Genomic DNA, 15,487 nt, shown 5'->3' with positions numbered 1-15,487 from the left:
GCCTGGAGTTATAGGCAGATTAAAAGCGAGGCAAGCATGGACAAACAGCACAAGGCCAGTATTGACGGGGATCAATGGGCGCAGTGCGTGCAGGATCGCGGATGGCTGTGGGATGCCGCCTCGGTGCCGGCATCGGCGACGCTGATTCTCGCGCATGGCGCGGGCGCACCGATGGACAGTCAGTGGATGAACGACATCGCCGCACGCCTTGCCGCGCAGGGCGTCAACGTGTTGCGCTTCGAGTTTCCGTACATGGCGCAGCGGCGCGTCGACGGTGGCAAGCGCCCGCCGAATCCGGCGCCCAAATTGCTCGAATGCTGGCGTGAAGTGCATGCCCTGGTGCGACGCCATGTCGCTGGGCGTCTGGCCATTGGCGGCAAGTCCATGGGCGGGCGCATGGCCAGTTTGCTGGCCGATGAGTTGGGCGCGGATGGGTTGGTGTGCCTGGGGTATCCGTTTTATGCGGTGGGTAAACCGGAGAGGCCGCGAGTCGAGCATCTGGCCGGGCTCAAGACGCCGACGTTGATTGTGCAAGGTGAGCGGGATGCGTTGGGGAATCGTGAGGCGGTCGAGGGTTACGTGTTGTCGCCGAGTATCGAGGTGATGTGGTTAGTGGCTGGCGATCATGATTTGAAGCCGTTGAAGGCGTCCGGGTTTACTCATGAGCAGCATTTGGCGGCTGCGGCGCAGAAGGTTGCTGAGTTTCTTCTCTGATAATGATGGTGGCAGTTGCGGCCTCATCGCGAGCAAGCTCGCTCCCACATTGGATTGTGGTGGCGCACAAAACCCTGTGGGAGCGAGCTTGCTCGCGATGAGGCCCTGACAGGCGACATCACTTTCAAACTGGCAATAAAAAACCCGGAAGCTTCACCTCCCGGGTTTTGTTCTTTCTGGCATCTGTCAGCGGTTAAAGCGCTCCACCAACGAATACTGGGTATTGGCCGTACGGGTCAGCTCTTCGCTCAGCAGGGCTGAGTTCTGTGCCTGTTCCGAAGTCTGGTCAGCCAGTTGTGCAATGGTGCTGATGTTGCGGCTGATCTCTTCGGCTACGGCGCTTTGCTCTTCGGTCGCGGCAGCGATTTGGGTGGTCATGTCGGTGATGTTGGCCACTGCTTCGCTGATGCCCACCAGTGCCTGGTCGGCTTCCAGAACCCGCGCCACGCCTTCTTCAGCCTGGCGGTGACCGGCTTCCATGGTTTGCACCGCGGTGCCGGCGGTTTGCTGGAGTTTGGCGATCAGGGCATGGATCTGCCCGGTCGATTCGCTGGTGCGTTGCGCCAATTGCCTTACTTCGTCGGCAACCACCGCAAAACCACGGCCCATCTCGCCGGCACGAGCCGCTTCGATGGCCGCGTTCAAGGCCAGCAGGTTGGTCTGGTCGGCGATGCCTTTGATCACGTCGACCACGCCGCCGATTTCGTCGCTGTCCTTGGCCAGTTGGGTCACGGTCAGGCCGGTTTCACCGACCACTACCGACAGGCGCTGGATCGCGTCACGGGTTTCACCGGCGATGTCACGACCACGGCCGGTCAGGCGATTGGCTTCCTGGGTCGCGTCAGCGGTGCGTTGTACGTGGCTGGCGACTTCCTGGGTGGTGGCGGCCATCTGGTTGACGGCGGTCGCCACTTGCTCGGTCTCGACGCGCTGACGTTCCAGGCCGGTCGAGCTTTTGTGCGCCAGGGCGTCGGACTGTCGAGCTTGCTCGTTCAGGTGTTCCGCGGTGTCTTGCAGGCGAGTCAGGCAGGTTTTCAGACGGGCTTCCTGACTGAGGATCGACATTTCCAGGCGCGCTTGAGCGCCGCGGCTGTCGGTGTACATCTGCGCAATCAGCGGGTCGGATGTGGTCTGCTCGGCCAGGCGCAGCAAGCGCTTGAGGCCACGCTGTTGCCAGCTCAAGCCCAACAGGCCGAGCGGCACGGACAGTCCGGCGGCCAGCGCAAAACCCCACTGCGAGTTAAGCGTGGCGCCGATCATGAAGCTCAGCTGGCTGACCAGAATGAACGGCAACCAGTCCTGTAGCACCGGTAGCCATTTGTCTGTTTGAGGAATAGCCGACTTGCCCTGATTGATGCGTTGGTAGAGCGCTTCGGCACGGCGGATCTGTTCGGCGGTGGGTTTGACCCGCACCGACTCGTAACCGACCACCTGATTACCGTCGAACACCGGTGTGACATAGGCGTTAACCCAGTAGTGGTCACCGGTCTTGCAGCGATTCTTGACAATGCCCATCCATGGCAAGCCTTGTTTCAGTGTGCCCCACATGTGCGCGAAGACCGCGGGCGGAACGTCGGGGTGACGGACCAGGTTGTGCGGTGCACGGATCAGCTCTTCACGAGAAAACCCGCTGATTTCGACGAAAGCGTCGTTGCAGTAGGTGATCACGCCTTTGGCATCGGTCGTGGAAATCAACCGTTGCTGAGCCGGAAAGGTCCGTTCGCGTTGTGTAATGGGCTGGTTATTACGCATGGCTTTTTCAATCCGCAAGGCTTTGAGAGGGTGTCGGCAGCGCCAGGAATAAATTGAAATTATTTTTCAATATTCAGCGCTGGCGCACATTTCTTGATCTTCAACCCGCCAGCATCGGGTAGGTGAAGAGGCCCAAGTGCAGCAGATTCAAGCCAAAGTGCGTGGCGATGGCGGCCCCCAGCCCACCGAAACGGTACGCCAGCCCATAACCGAACCCGGCGAGGCTCGCCAGCAACACCCATTGCCAGCCGGCGCCGAGGTGCGCCAGACCGAACAACAACGTGGCGCCAAGCAGGGCGAGGTGTTCGCCGTAGCGCAGGTGTTGCAGGCAGCGACTCAAACCGCCCTGAATGTAACCGCGAAACAGCGCCTCCTCGACCAGCGTCACCAGCAGCAGGTTGTTCAGCACCCAGAGCCAGGCTTGATCGGGCCACTTCGGCGCCCAACTGATCATGCCCAGCAGCAGCGCACCACCAAGAGCGGCCAGCGCGCTCAGGGGCAGAGCAACGGCGGTGGCATACAGTGAAAGGCGCAGGGAGCGGCGACCGACGATCCATGGGCACACCAGCAACAGCCAGAAGCCAATCAGTGGTTTGTCCAGGTTCAGGTACATGGAAAACGGCACGGCGTCAGCGCTGAAACGTTCCGGGCCGATACCGCGACCGTTGTAGAAACCGGGCAGCCAGTGCATTGCCAGCGCCACCGCGAGGAAAATGAACAGGCCGTGGCCCAGGACGCGGCCGACCTGGATCTGTGGTTGGCGAACGGCAAAGCCGGCAAACGCTAACAACCCGACGGAAATGGCCGCCAGCCAGCCAAGGTGGCTGTAGATCAGGGCCAGTGCGTAGCCAATGGAGAGGAGTGCCAGGTAGAGCCATGGCAGAGCAATCATGTGAAGTCCTTGTTCCCGGGATTTTGCAGTGTGACTCGGTCCACTGTGGGAGCGAGCTTGCTCGCGATGAGGCAATTACATTCAACATTGATGTCGACTGTCAGTACGCTATCGCGAGCAAGCTCGCTCCCACAGTGGTTTTGTGTCTGGCACAACATTGTGAGCAGCGCCCATCAAGTGGCGCGGAATTATAGAGACGAGAATCCCACAAACAAAAACACCGCCCAAAGGCGGTGTTTTTGTCAGTGCGACATTATGAAGCAATCAACTGCCGCAACACGTAATGCAATATCCCTCCCGCCTTGAAGTATTCCACTTCGTTCAACGTGTCGATCCGGCACAACACGTCCACCTTCTCGCTGCTGCCGTCCTCGCGGGTGATCACCAGCGTCAGGTTCATTCGCGGCGTCAGCTCGACGCCCGTCAGCCCTTGAATATCGAGTGTCTCCTTGCCGGTCAGGTTCAGGCTCTTGCGGTTCTGGTCAAGCTTGAATTGCAGCGGCAGTACGCCCATGCCCACCAGGTTGGATCGGTGAATCCGCTCGAAGCTCTCGGCAATCACCGCTTTGACGCCCAGCAGGTTGGTGCCCTTGGCCGCCCAGTCACGGCTTGAACCGGTGCCGTATTCCTGACCCGCAATCACCACCAGCGGAGTGCCCGCCGCTTGATAACGCATGGCGGCATCGTAGATCGCCAGTTTCTCTCCGGTCGGAATATAGAGCGTGTTGCCGCCTTCTTCGCCACCGAGCATTTCGTTGCGGATGCGGATGTTGGCGAACGTGCCACGCATCATCACTTCATGGTTACCGCGACGTGAGCCGTAAGAGTTGAAGTCTCGCGGTTCCACACCTTGTTCACGCAGGTAACGTCCGGCCGGGCTGTCGGCCTTGATGTTGCCGGCGGGGGAGATGTGGTCGGTGGTCACCGAATCGCCGAGCAGCGCCAGTACGCGTGCACCGCTGATGTCCTGAATCACCGGCAGGGGGCCGGAAATATCATCGAAGAACGGCGGATGCTGGATGTAGGTGGAATCCTTCTGCCAGACGTAGGTCGCCGCTTGCGGGACTTCGATGGCTTGCCACTGCGCGTCTCCGGCAAACACCTCGGCGTATTCCTTATGGAACATCGCGGTGTCGACCTGCGCCACGGCGTCGGCGATTTCCTTGCTGCTCGGCCAGATGTCCCGCAGGTACACCGGTTTGCCATCCTTGCCTTCACCCAGCGGCTCGCTGCTGATGTCCATGCGCACGCTGCCGGCCAAGGCATACGCGACGACCAGCGGCGGGGAGGCCAGCCAGTTGGTTTTCACCAGAGGGTGCACGCGACCTTCGAAGTTGCGGTTGCCGGACAGCACCGAGGCGACGGCCAGGTCGGAGCTCTGGATGGCTTTTTCAATCGGTTCCAGCAACGGCCCGGAGTTACCGATACAGGTGGTACAGCCGTAGCCGACCAGTGAAAAGCCCAATTCATCGAGGTATTGGGTCAGGCCAGCGGCCTTGTAGTAGTCGGTAACCACTTTGGAGCCCGGCGCCAGGGAGCTTTTCACCCACGGTTTGCGCTTGAGGCCTTTTTCCACGGCTTTTTTGGCCACCAGCCCGGCCGCCATCATCACGCTCGGGTTGGAGGTGTTGGTGCACGAGGTGATGGCGGCAATCACCACGGCACCGTTTTTCAGCCGATACGTCTGGCCCTCGTACTCGTAGTCCGCCTCACTCACGAGATCGGCATTGCCGACCGCGACGCCACCACCACCTTCGCTTTCTAGACGGCCTTCATCCTTGCTGGTGGGGCGTGCGGGCTTGACTTGCAGGCCGAGGAAGTCAGTGAACGCCTGGGCGACATTTGGCAGCGACACTCGGTCCTGTGGGCGTTTGGGGCCGGCGAGGCTGGCTTCGACGCTGCTCATGTCCAGCGCCAGGCTGTCAGTGAACACCGGCTCCTGGCCGGGCAGGCGCCACAGGCCCTGGGTTTTGCAGTAGGCCTCGACCAGTTTCACCACGGCGGCAGGTCGACCGGACAGGCGCAGGTACTCCAGCGTCACCTCGTCCACCGGGAAAAATCCGCAGGTGGCGCCGTATTCCGGGGCCATGTTGGCGATGGTCGCGCGATCCGCCAGCGGCAACTCGGCGAGGCCGTCGCCATAAAACTCGACGAATTTGCCGACCACGCCTTTCTTGCGCAGCATCTGGGTGACGGTCAGTACCAGGTCGGTGGCGGTGATGCCTTCCTTGAGCTTGCCGGTGAGTTTGAAACCGATCACTTCCGGGATCAGCATCGACACTGGTTGGCCGAGCATCGCCGCTTCCGCTTCGATGCCGCCAACCCCCCAGCCGAGTACGCCGAGGCCGTTGATCATGGTGGTGTGGGAGTCGGTGCCGACCAGCGTATCCGGAAAGGCGTAGGTGCGGCCGTCCTCATCTTTTGTCCATACGGTGCGGCCGAGGTATTCGAGGTTGACCTGGTGACAAATGCCGGTGCCCGGCGGCACCACGCTGAAGTTGTCGAAGGCGCTCTGGCCCCAGCGCAGAAAGGCGTAACGCTCGCCATTGCGCTGCATTTCGATGTCGACGTTCTGGGTGAAGGCTGTGCTGCTGGCGAATTTGTCGACCATCACCGAGTGGTCGATCACAAGGTCCACCGGCGACAGCGGATTGATTCGCTGCGGATCGCCACCGGCCTTGGCCATGGCGGCGCGCATGGCCGCGAGGTCGACCACTGCCGGTACGCCGGTGAAATCCTGCATCAACACGCGCGCGGGGCGGTACTGGATTTCCCGGTCGCTGCGCCGCTCTTTGAGCCAGGCGGCGAGGGCCTTGAGGTCGGCGCCGGTAACGGTTTTTTCGTCTTCCCAGCGCAGCAGGTTTTCCAGAAGCACTTTGAGCGACATCGGCAGCTTGTCGAGATCGCCCAAGGACTTTGCGGCTTCCGGCAAGCTGAAATAATGGTAAGTCTTGTCGTCTACTTTCAGCGTTTTAAGGGTCTTCAGACTATCAAGGGACGGCATTGAAATGACTCCTTTTGGTCCGCACGGCTACGGACTGACGGGACGGACAGAGCCTTTAACCTAGCCCTGTTTGGCAAATCTGGCTAATAACCGGACGCTATGGACAAGTCCGGCGTTGCGAACTCGGCTATCATGCGCCGGTTTTCGTGACAGGCTTTGCTTCAACGCAAGTCTGGGCATCGCGCAGTGGTTGAATGTCTCGCCATCTGCCCAGGAGTAAGAATGAACACCCTCTTTATGCATTGCCGGCCGGGCTTCGAAGGCGAAGTCTGTTCCGAGATTTCCGAACACGCCGCGCGGCTGAACGTGGCCGGTTATGCCAAGGCCAAAGCCGCCAGCGCCTGCGCCGAGTTTGTCTGCACCGAAGAAGATGGCGCCGAGCGCCTGATGCGCGGCCAGCGTTTCGCCGAGCTGATTTTTCCGCGCCAATGGGCGCGCGGCATCTTCATCGATCTGCCGGAAACCGACCGCATCAGCGTGATCCTCGCCCATCTGGCGAGCTTCCCGACGTGCGGCAGCTTGTGGCTGGAAGTGGTCGACACCAACGACGGCAAAGAGCTGTCGAACTTCTGCAAGAAATTCGAAGGCCCGCTGCGCAAGGCGCTGACCGGCGCCGGCAAACTGGTGGAGGACGCCAACAAGCCACGTTTGCTGCTGACCTTCAAAAGCGGCCGCGAAGTGTTCGTCGGCCTGGCCGAAGCCAACAACTCGGCGATGTGGCCGATGGGCATTCCGCGCTTGAAGTTCCCGCGTGAAGCGCCAAGCCGTTCGACCTTGAAGCTGGAAGAGGCGTGGCACCATTTCATCCCGCGTGATCAGTGGGATGAGCGCCTGCACAGCGATATGACCGGCGTCGACCTTGGCGCCGCGCCGGGCGGCTGGACCTGGCAACTGGTCAATCGCGGCATGCTGGTGACGGCTATCGATAACGGTCCGATGGCTGAAAGCCTGATGGACACCGGGCTGGTTCAGCACTTGATGGCCGACGGTTTTACCTTCAAGCCCAAGCAACCGGTGGACTGGATGGTCTGCGACATCGTCGAGAAGCCAGCGCGCAACGCGGCGATGCTGGAAGAATGGATTGGCGAGGGGCATTGCCGCGAGGCGGTGGTCAACCTGAAGCTGCCGATGAAGCAGCGTTATGCCGAAGTGAAGCGCTTGCTTGAGCGCATCGCAGAAGGCTTCAAGGCGCGTGGCATACGGGTCGATATCGGCTGCAAACAGCTGTACCACGACCGCGAAGAAGTGACCTGCCATTTGCGCCGGCATGATATGAAAAAACCGAAATCCCGCTGATTCACACGGACCCATGTGGGAGCGAGCTTGCTCGCGATTTCGGTGTGTCATTCAACATTGAAGCTGGCTGATGTACCGCTATCGCGAGCAAGCTCGCTCCCACAGGTACAGCGTAATGCCACAGATGACGCTAAGCCCGGTTTTGCGCGACAATGCCGGCCAGTTTCAGGAGTGAATCATGAGTGAAATGATCAATACGCCGGTAGACGGCACCCTCGACGCCACCGGCCTCAATTGCCCGGAGCCGGTGATGATGCTGCACCAGCATATTCGTGATCTGGTGCCTGGCGGCCTGCTCAAGGTGATCGCCACCGACCCGTCGACCCGTCGCGACATTCCCAAGTTCTGCGTGTTTCTGGACCATGAACTGGTTGGACAGCATGAAGATGCCGGGACTTATCTGTACTGGATTCGCAAGAAGTCCGATTAACGGACCCGAAAAAAAGGCCTGCGTTTGCAGGCCTTCTCTTTACCGTCGCTTAACTCGCTGCCCGACTGATGCGGATTCGCTTGCGTGCACTGCGCGTCAGGCGGATCGACAGCATCAGCGCCGCACAGCTCAGGCCTGCAATCAGACCTTCCCACAGCCCGCTCGGGCCGCTGGCCGGGCCGAACCAGTCGGTCAACCCCAGCACGTATCCCACCGGCAGGCCGATCCCCCAATAGGCGAACAACGTCAGGACCATCGTCGCCCGGGTGTCCTGATAACCGCGCAGGGCGCCGGCGCAGATCACTTGGATAGCATCGGAAAACTGGTACAGCGCGGCATAGACGATCAGCATCGAGGCGATCTGGATGACGGTCTTGTCGGCGGTGTAAATCGAGGCAATGGGTTCGCGCAGGAGCAGTATCAGGCTCGCCGAGAATGCGGCAAACACCAGTGCCGCGCCCAGGCCGACTTTCGCCGCGAAGCTCGCCTGATACGGGTTCCCGGCTCCCAGTGCCTGACCCACCCGTACGGTGACCGCCATCCCCAGGGAATAAGGAATCATGAACAGCAGCGAGCTGATGTTCAGGGCGATCTGGTGCCCGGCCACGACGGTCGATCCGAGGCTGCCGATCAGCAGGGCGATGACTGCAAAGATGCTGGACTCGGCAAATACCGCGATACCGATCGGCAGGCCGATGCCGACCAGACGTTTGATCACCGCCCACTGCGGACGATCGAAACGCACCAGCACACGCGTGGGGGCATAGAAGGGCGCCCAGCGGGTCCAGCCGGCCATGCTCAGCGCCATGAACCACATGACGATGCCGCTGGCCCAGCCGCAACCGACACCGCCGAGGGCCGGCAGGCCGAAATGGCCATAGATCAGCGCGTAGTTCACTGGAATGTTCAGCAATAAACCACCCAGGCCAATGACCATGCTTGGACGGGTGCGGCCCATTGCATCGCTGTAGCAGCGCAGTACGTAGTAGAAGGCAATGCCGGGAAAGCCGAAGGCGATACCGTGCAAGTAGCCCATGCTCGGCTCAATCAACTGCGGGTCGACTTTCATCCAGTGCAGGATCGGCTCGGCGCTCAGCAGCAGGCCACTGCCCATCAGTCCGACACAGAGTGCCAGCCACAAGGCCTGGCGTGCCAGAGGCGCGATCTCGTCGTGCTGCTTTGCGCCGAAGCGTTGGGCGATCTTGGGGGTGGTGGCCAGCAGAACCCCGGTCATCAGCAGGTAGATCGGAATCCAGATCGAATTGCCCAGTGCCACCGCCGCCAAATCCCGTGGGCTGACCCGGCCGGCCATTACCGCATCGACGAAGCCCATGGCGGTGGTTGCCAGTTGCGCGATCATGATCGGCAGCGCCAGGCCAAGCAGGTTTTTAAGCTCCAGGCGAACCCGGGCCGGGCGGTCGAGGGAAGTAGCGGCGAGGCTGTCAGTTACGGAATTCACAGGCGAAGCGTCCAGAGGGGATTGATGCGCGGGGCGGCGCATTCTACGCGTTGACGCCGCAGTCAGGAAAATTCCTGTGTTGTGGATTTGTAAAGCTCATTCCTCGCGGGAGCTGCGCTACACTGCCGATCCGCCAAAGGAGCCTGCCATGCTGATTGTTGCCGACGAAAATATCCCGCTGCTCGATTCGTTCTTTGAAGGTTTCGGTGAAATACGCCGCGTACCGGGACGCTCCATCGACCGCGCAACGGTCGAGGCGGCCGATGTGCTGCTGGTGCGTTCGGTGACCAACGTCGACCGCGACTTGCTCGAAGGCAGCAACGTGCGGTTTGTCGGCACCTGCACCATTGGTACGGATCACCTGGACCTGGACTACTTTCAGCAGGCCGGCATCACCTGGTCCAGCGCGCCGGGTTGCAATGCCCGAGGCGTGGTCGACTACGTGTTGGGCAGCCTGCTGACCCTGGCCGAAATCGAAGGCGTCGAGCTGGCCGAACGTACTTACGGGGTGGTTGGTGCCGGTGAAGTCGGTGGTCGGCTGGTCAAGGTCCTGCAAGGTCTGGGCTGGAAGGTGCTGGTCTGCGATCCACCGCGTCAGGCAGCTGAAGGCGGCGACTTCGTCAGCCTGGAGCAGATCATCGGGCAATGCGACGTTATCAGTTTGCACACCCCGTTGAGCAACGATGCCGAGCATTCGACCTGGCACCTGTTTGACGAAAACCGTTTGAATCAACTCAAGCCTGGCGCCTGGCTGATCAACGCCAGCCGTGGTCCGGTGGTGGACAATGCCGCGTTGCGTGAAGTGCTGCTGGCGCGCGAAGATCTGCAAGCGGTGCTGGACGTGTGGGAAGGCGAGCCGAGCGTCGATATTGGCTTGGCCGAGCTGTGTGTGATCGCTACCCCGCATATCGCCGGTTACAGCCTCGACGGCAAGCAGCGCGGCACTGCGCAGATCTATCAGGCGTTTTGCCAGTTCCTCGGGCAGCCGGCCCAGGTCTCCCTTGATGAATTGTTGCCGGCACCGTGGCTGGCGCAAGTCCACTTGAACGCCAGCTGTGATCCGGCCTGGGCCTTGGCGATGGTCTGCCGTGGCGTGTACGACCCGCGTCGTGATGACGCGGATTTCCGCCGCAGCCTGGTGGTCAGCGGTGCCGAACAGCGCACGGCGTTTGACTTGCTGCGCAAGCATTACCCTGAGCGGCGTGAGATTGACGGGCTGAAGGTGCGCATTGAGGGTGAGTCGCCGGCATTGCGGCAAATGGTGGCGGCGCTGGGGGCGGTGGCTATCTAGGGATCGAGTCGACCTCATCGCGAGCAAGCTCGCTCCCACAGGGTTTTGTGATCACCGAAAATCCACTGTGGGAGCGAGCTTGCTCGCGATGAGGCCCTGACAAACGACATTACTTTCAGACGGATAATAAAAAACCCGGCCAAGAGGCCGGGTCGGAAGACGTAAGGCTATGCATCAATCTTGCTTGGCAGGCTTGACCAACCGTTGGTCCAGTTCGCGGCACGCACTCTGGATCATCTCTTCAGTGATCGGTACTTCGCGCCCTTGAGCGTCAATGATGGAGCACCCCAGAGACTGGTCTGGCTGGGTGCGGATCACTTGAATCTTGTCATCGCTGCTGTTTTGCAAGGACATGGCCTGTCTCCTCATCAGGTTGTGCGTTTACTGTAGAACCACCAAATGACCAAGCTGTGACAACTCCCTACAGGGGACAAGGCGGCAATACCAGTCCATCAGAAATAACCCCGGACTTCTAGCCAGACTTTAGACCGATAACATCTAGGCTCTATTGTCAGCGGTCATATTTAACCTGACTCATTGTGATTTACCGCGTTGCGGCGGATCGACCGGTGTAGGCTTGGCCAGGTTGATCCTTTCAGTTTGTGCTTTCGGATGATCCTGATGCTGTCTGCCCGTCACCGCCGCGCGATTCGCCTGGCCAGTCGTTTTGTTGCACCTTACCGTTGGCAGGCGCTCGGTGCCTTGCTGGCGCTGATCGTCACTGCCGGCATTACCTTGTCCATGGGGCAGGGCATTCGCCTGCTGGTGGACCAGGGCTTCATGACCCAGTCACCGCAGTTGCTCAACCAGTCCATCGGCGTGTTCATGTTGCTGGTGTTGGGCCTTGCGATCGGCACTTTCATGCGTTTTTACTTGGTGTCGTGGATCGGTGAGCGTTGCGTGGCCGATATCCGTCAGCAGGTGTTCAATCATTTGATTTACCTGCACCCGGGGTTCTACGAGAACAACCGCAGCTCCGAGATCCAGTCGCGCCTGACGGCCGATACCACACTGCTGCAATCGGTGATCGGCTCGTCGCTGTCGCTGTTCCTGCGCAATTTGCTGATGGTCATCGGCGGGGTCGTGCTGCTGTTTATCACCAACCCGAAACTCACCAGTATTGTGGTGGTGACGCTGCCGTTGGTGATCGCACCGATTCTGATCTTCGGTCGTCGGGTTCGCCGTTTGTCGCGCTTGAGCCAGGATCGCATTGCCGACATCGGCAGCTATGTGTCGGAGTCCCTTGGCCAGATCAAAACCGTGCAGGCCTACAACCACCAGGTGCAGGACGAACAACGCTTCGCCGTCACCGTGGAAGAGGCTTTCGACACCGCACGCAAACGTATCGTCCAACGCGCCTGGCTGATTACCCTGGTGATCATGCTGGTGTTGGGGGCGGTCGCGGTGATGCTCTGGGTTGGTGGTATGGACGTGATGGCCGGGCGCATTTCCGCGGGCGAACTGGCGGCTTTCGTGTTCTACAGCCTGATCGTCGGCAGTGCCTTTGGCACCTTGAGCGAAGTGATTGGCGAGCTGCAGCGGGCGGCTGGCGCGGCAGAGCGAATTGCCGAGTTGCTGCGTTCGGAAAACATCATCCAGCCACCGGTCTCGGGACAAGTGACATTGCCTGATCGGGTGCGTGGCGATCTGCTGCTCGAAGATCTGCGCTTTTCCTACCCGTCGCGGCCCGAAAGCTACGCTATCGATGGTTTGAGTCTGACCATCAAGGCCGGCGAAACCCTCGCGCTGGTCGGACCTTCGGGGGCCGGCAAGTCGACGGTTTATGACCTGCTGCTGCGCTTCTACGATCCGATCGCGGGCCGCATCCTGCTCGATGGCGTGCCGCTGACCCAACTTGATCCTATGGATTTGCGCCGGTGTTTCGCGCTGGTGTCGCAAAACCCGGCGCTGTTCTTCGGCAGCATCGAAGAGAACATCCGCTATGGCAAACCCTCGGCAACCCTGGCCCAGGTCCAGGAAGCGGCAAGGATTGCCTACGCCCACGACTTCATCGAAAAAATGCCGGATGGCTACCAGACGCATCTGGGCGACGGCGGTCTCGGACTTTCCGGCGGTCAGCGTCAGCGCCTGGCCATCGCCCGGGCGTTATTGGTGGATGCGCCGATCCTGCTGCTTGACGAAGCCACCAGCGCCCTCGATGCGCAAAGTGAACACCTGATCCAGCAAGCACTGCCCAGCCTGATGAAAAACCGCACCACGCTGGTCATCGCCCATCGCCTGGCCACGGTAAAGAACGCCGACCGGATCGCGGTGATGGACCAGGGAAAACTGATAGCGGTGGGTACGCACCACGAACTGATCGCCAGCAATGCGCTGTATGCGCGGCTGGCGGCGTTGCAGTTTGTTGGGGCGGCCGAAGATGGCGAACTTTTCGGCAGCGCGACCAAGTAACCGACCAAGTAGGCCTTCACAAAAAATGCCCGCATCTTTCAATGCGGGCATTTTTGTCAGCGCCTCATGCTAAAGCTTTCCGAAGTCCGGATCAAAAGATCACAGGTTGCGCAGGCTCCTACAGATCGTCGAAGTACCGCTCATGCCAATCCACCAGCGGCTGCGGTGCATTGAGCTTCTGGCCGTAGATCACCGAGTAGGAGAGCACGTTCTGTACGTATTGGCGGGTTTCGTCGAACGGGATGCTTTCCACCCAGACATCGAAGCTCAGGTGGTTGGCACCGCTTAGCCACTGGCGAACGCGACCAGGGCCGGCGTTGTAGGCGGCGGTGGCGAGGACCCGGTTGCCGTTGAACTGGCTGTGGACCTGACTCAGGTAGGCAGCGCCGAGCTGGATATTCTTGTCCGGGTCCAGCACTTGCTGCGGTGAGGCCAGCGGAATGCTGAATTTGCGCGCGGTTTCCTTGGCGGTGCCGGGCATCAACTGCATCAGGCCGCTGGCGCCGACGCCGGAGCGGGCGTCGTCCATGAAGGCACTTTCCTGGCGGGTAATGGCGAACACCCAGCTTGAATGCAGGCCGCGGACCTTGGCTTCACGTACCAGGGTTTCGCGGTGAGCCATCGGGAAGCGAATGTCCAGGTCGTCCCAGTATTGCGCCTGACTGATGGTGCGGATCGCCGGGAAATACCACTTCAGGTCGTAGGCCAGTTTCGCCTGGGCGACCATTTCGTCACGGCTGAAGTGGCGGCTGACGTAATACCACTCGCGGCGTCCGTCGACGATCTGCCCGCGGGCATGGAGCTCCAGCGCCCGGCGCACGCCCGGTGTATTGCGGACTTTGTTGATCAGTGCCTGACTCAATACCAGGGGTTTATTGACCAGCGAATACGGCGATTGCGAGCGGTCGGCGGCGAGGAAACCGTAGAAATCACGTTCACGCGCGAGGCTCTTGTACAGGGTTTGCGCTTCCGGGTTTTGCGGTTGGGCAAGCTCCAGGCTGCGGGCTTTCCAGTAGCGCCAGCGGTTGGTGGTGGCCAGATCCTGCGGCAAGCGGCGGGTCAGTTGATAGGCATCGTCCCAACGTGCCAGGCGCAGCAGCAGGCGCAAGCGCCACTCGGAAACGGTGTTGTCGCGCAGTTCCGGGTCGTATTTGGTCATCACGTCGAGGGCGCGGCTGTCGTAGCGTCGGGCCAGGGTCAGGCCGATTTCACGGGCGATAGCGACTTTTTCTTCGCTGGAAAAATGCATGCTGCTGGCATAGCTGTCGAGCAGGGCCATTGCCCGGTCCGGGTCCTGGCGCGCGAAGCGGCGCAGGCCAAGGCTGACAATGTCGGACATGGCTTCATCGGCCGGGGTGAAGCGCGAAGGCTGGTCGAGCATTTCGGGTCTTTGCGCGACATCAACCAATAAACGCCCACGCGATGCCAGGGTGGTCATGTTGTTGATCAAGCTGTTGGCCAGCGCATAGTTGCGGGCGTGAGCGGCGAGTTTGAGGCGTTCCCAGCGTTTCTGTTCGGTCAGCTGGCCCTCGGCGGCCCATTGCGCAAACAACGAGTCGCAGGCTTCAGGCTGGGATTTGCCGGTCAGCCAGAGCTTTTCAGCGTTGGCGTAACCTTCGGACTTGAGGTTGTGACCGATCTGGTATTGCGCATTGAGGCAGTCCAGTTCGGTGAAGTTGAGCTTGGGGTCGTAGTATTTGACGAAGGTCGACCAGTCGCCCCGGTCAGACAGCCAGCGCAGCCAGCGTAATTTCATCCAGTTGGCTTGCGGCAGGTCGCCGTGCTGGGCGAGGAATCTTTCGATTTCATCGTTGCTCGCGGTTTTCAGGCGGGCAGTCAGCTCGTCATAGGCCAGGTAAGGTTCCAGCGGGTAATCGCTCAGCTCCTGGCTGTAGCGAAAATACGGGCCTGTATCGCCCTTGGCCAAGGCGCGCTTGGCTTCATCGTAATACTGGCGCTGGGTGAACAGGTCCACCGCCTGGGCGGATTGAACGGCAGTGGCAGAAAGAAGCAAACACGATAAAAAGCTGAAAATGCGACTGCGCATGAGACATCCGGGCAGAGAAATCATGACAAGTGCCAGCAGGTGCCAGCACTGATTGTCTGTAGCTTAGCCTTTTGCCCGCAGCCGGTGAAAGCTTTGCTGACTCGTCGGCACAAGTTCGCAACAATTGTGGCGCAGAGTGCTGCGACATTGAAAATGCCGGCCTTCTGGCGTCGCAAGTCAGGTAGAATGC

Annotated in this window: 11 protein-coding genes; 5 read left to right on the top strand and 6 right to left on the bottom strand. The window is 60.5% G+C overall.

Going from position 1 to position 15,487, the window contains the following annotated elements; all coding sequences use genetic code 11:
- Positions 1–36 precede the first annotated feature (36 nt).
- A complete protein-coding gene (locus AC1DIG_RS04990) occupies positions 37–714 on the top strand; it encodes an alpha/beta family hydrolase (protein WP_477766386.1) in 678 nt (225 codons plus the stop codon).
- Positions 715–900: 186 nt separating this feature from the next.
- Here the strand turns inward: AC1DIG_RS04990 and AC1DIG_RS04985 are convergent, their stop codons facing one another.
- The 3 genes from AC1DIG_RS04985 to acnA form a co-directional block, all read right to left on the bottom strand.
- A complete protein-coding gene (locus tag AC1DIG_RS04985; RefSeq protein WP_477766385.1) occupies positions 901–2,466 on the bottom strand; it encodes a methyl-accepting chemotaxis protein in 1,566 nt (521 codons plus the stop codon).
- A gap of 100 nt (positions 2,467–2,566) precedes the next feature.
- Complete coding sequence (locus tag AC1DIG_RS04980; protein ID WP_477766384.1) at positions 2,567–3,358, bottom strand: lysostaphin resistance A-like protein; 792 nt, start codon at positions 3,356–3,358, stop codon at positions 2,567–2,569.
- Positions 3,359–3,611: 253 nt separating this feature from the next.
- Entirely contained in the window at positions 3,612–6,362 is a 2,751-nt protein-coding gene (gene acnA, locus AC1DIG_RS04975; protein ID WP_477766383.1) for an aconitate hydratase AcnA, read from the bottom strand.
- A gap of 222 nt (positions 6,363–6,584) precedes the next feature.
- Here acnA and rlmM point away from each other — a divergent pair, with 222 nt between their 5' ends.
- A complete protein-coding gene (rlmM, locus tag AC1DIG_RS04970) occupies positions 6,585–7,658 on the top strand; it encodes a 23S rRNA (cytidine(2498)-2'-O)-methyltransferase RlmM (protein WP_477766382.1) in 1,074 nt (357 codons plus the stop codon).
- A gap of 178 nt (positions 7,659–7,836) precedes the next feature.
- The gene (gene tusA / locus AC1DIG_RS04965) at positions 7,837–8,088 is read left to right on the top strand and encodes a sulfurtransferase TusA (protein WP_477766381.1); all 252 of its coding nucleotides are present in this window, start codon (positions 7,837–7,839) and stop codon (positions 8,086–8,088) included.
- A gap of 49 nt (positions 8,089–8,137) precedes the next feature.
- On the opposite strand, the gene AC1DIG_RS04960 is transcribed toward tusA, so the two are convergent.
- Complete coding sequence (locus AC1DIG_RS04960) at positions 8,138–9,547, bottom strand: MATE family efflux transporter (RefSeq protein WP_477766380.1); 1,410 nt, start codon at positions 9,545–9,547, stop codon at positions 8,138–8,140.
- A gap of 148 nt (positions 9,548–9,695) precedes the next feature.
- On the opposite strand from AC1DIG_RS04960, the gene pdxB reads away from it, so the two are divergent.
- Positions 9,696–10,838 carry a 4-phosphoerythronate dehydrogenase PdxB gene (gene pdxB, locus AC1DIG_RS04955; protein WP_477766379.1) on the top strand — a complete coding sequence of 381 codons (1,143 nt, stop codon included), beginning with the start codon at positions 9,696–9,698 and terminating at the stop codon, positions 10,836–10,838.
- A 174-nt stretch (positions 10,839–11,012) separates the two neighbouring features.
- Here the strand turns inward: pdxB and AC1DIG_RS04950 are convergent, their stop codons facing one another.
- Complete coding sequence (locus AC1DIG_RS04950; RefSeq protein WP_477766378.1) at positions 11,013–11,192, bottom strand: PA1571 family protein; 180 nt, start codon at positions 11,190–11,192, stop codon at positions 11,013–11,015.
- A 258-nt stretch (positions 11,193–11,450) separates the two neighbouring features.
- On the opposite strand from AC1DIG_RS04950, the gene AC1DIG_RS04945 reads away from it, so the two are divergent.
- Positions 11,451–13,250 carry an ABC transporter transmembrane domain-containing protein gene (locus AC1DIG_RS04945; protein WP_477766377.1) on the top strand — a complete coding sequence of 600 codons (1,800 nt, stop codon included), beginning with the start codon at positions 11,451–11,453 and terminating at the stop codon, positions 13,248–13,250.
- A 118-nt stretch (positions 13,251–13,368) separates the two neighbouring features.
- On the opposite strand, the gene AC1DIG_RS04940 is transcribed toward AC1DIG_RS04945, so the two are convergent.
- Positions 13,369–15,297 (bottom strand): transglycosylase SLT domain-containing protein, encoded by a 1,929-nt coding sequence (locus tag AC1DIG_RS04940; RefSeq protein WP_477766376.1) that lies wholly within the window; start codon positions 15,295–15,297, stop codon positions 13,369–13,371.
- Between the last annotated feature and the right edge of the window lie 190 nt (positions 15,298–15,487).

The organism is Pseudomonas sp. 05N431 (genome assembly GCF_056397005.1).
Note: the sequence above shows the minus strand (reverse complement) of the source record. Positions and strands in the feature narration are given on the sequence as shown.

Excerpts from the sequence above, each read along its gene's own strand:
- AC1DIG_RS04990 (WP_477766386.1), top strand. The coding sequence starts at position 37 with ATGGACAAACAGCACAAGGCCAGTATTGACGGGGATCAATGGGCGCAG.
- AC1DIG_RS04985 (WP_477766385.1), bottom strand. The coding sequence starts at position 2,466 with ATGCGTAATAACCAGCCCATTACACAACGCGAACGGACCTTTCCGGCT.
- AC1DIG_RS04980 (WP_477766384.1), bottom strand. The coding sequence starts at position 3,358 with ATGATTGCTCTGCCATGGCTCTACCTGGCACTCCTCTCCATTGGCTAC.
- acnA (WP_477766383.1), bottom strand. The coding sequence starts at position 6,362 with ATGCCGTCCCTTGATAGTCTGAAGACCCTTAAAACGCTGAAAGTAGAC.
- rlmM (WP_477766382.1), top strand. The coding sequence starts at position 6,585 with ATGAACACCCTCTTTATGCATTGCCGGCCGGGCTTCGAAGGCGAAGTC.
- tusA (WP_477766381.1), top strand. The coding sequence starts at position 7,837 with ATGAGTGAAATGATCAATACGCCGGTAGACGGCACCCTCGACGCCACC.
- pdxB (WP_477766379.1), top strand. The coding sequence starts at position 9,696 with ATGCTGATTGTTGCCGACGAAAATATCCCGCTGCTCGATTCGTTCTTT.
- AC1DIG_RS04950 (WP_477766378.1), bottom strand. The coding sequence starts at position 11,192 with ATGTCCTTGCAAAACAGCAGCGATGACAAGATTCAAGTGATCCGCACC.
- AC1DIG_RS04945 (WP_477766377.1), top strand. The coding sequence starts at position 11,451 with ATGATCCTGATGCTGTCTGCCCGTCACCGCCGCGCGATTCGCCTGGCC.
- AC1DIG_RS04940 (WP_477766376.1), bottom strand. The coding sequence starts at position 15,297 with ATGCGCAGTCGCATTTTCAGCTTTTTATCGTGTTTGCTTCTTTCTGCC.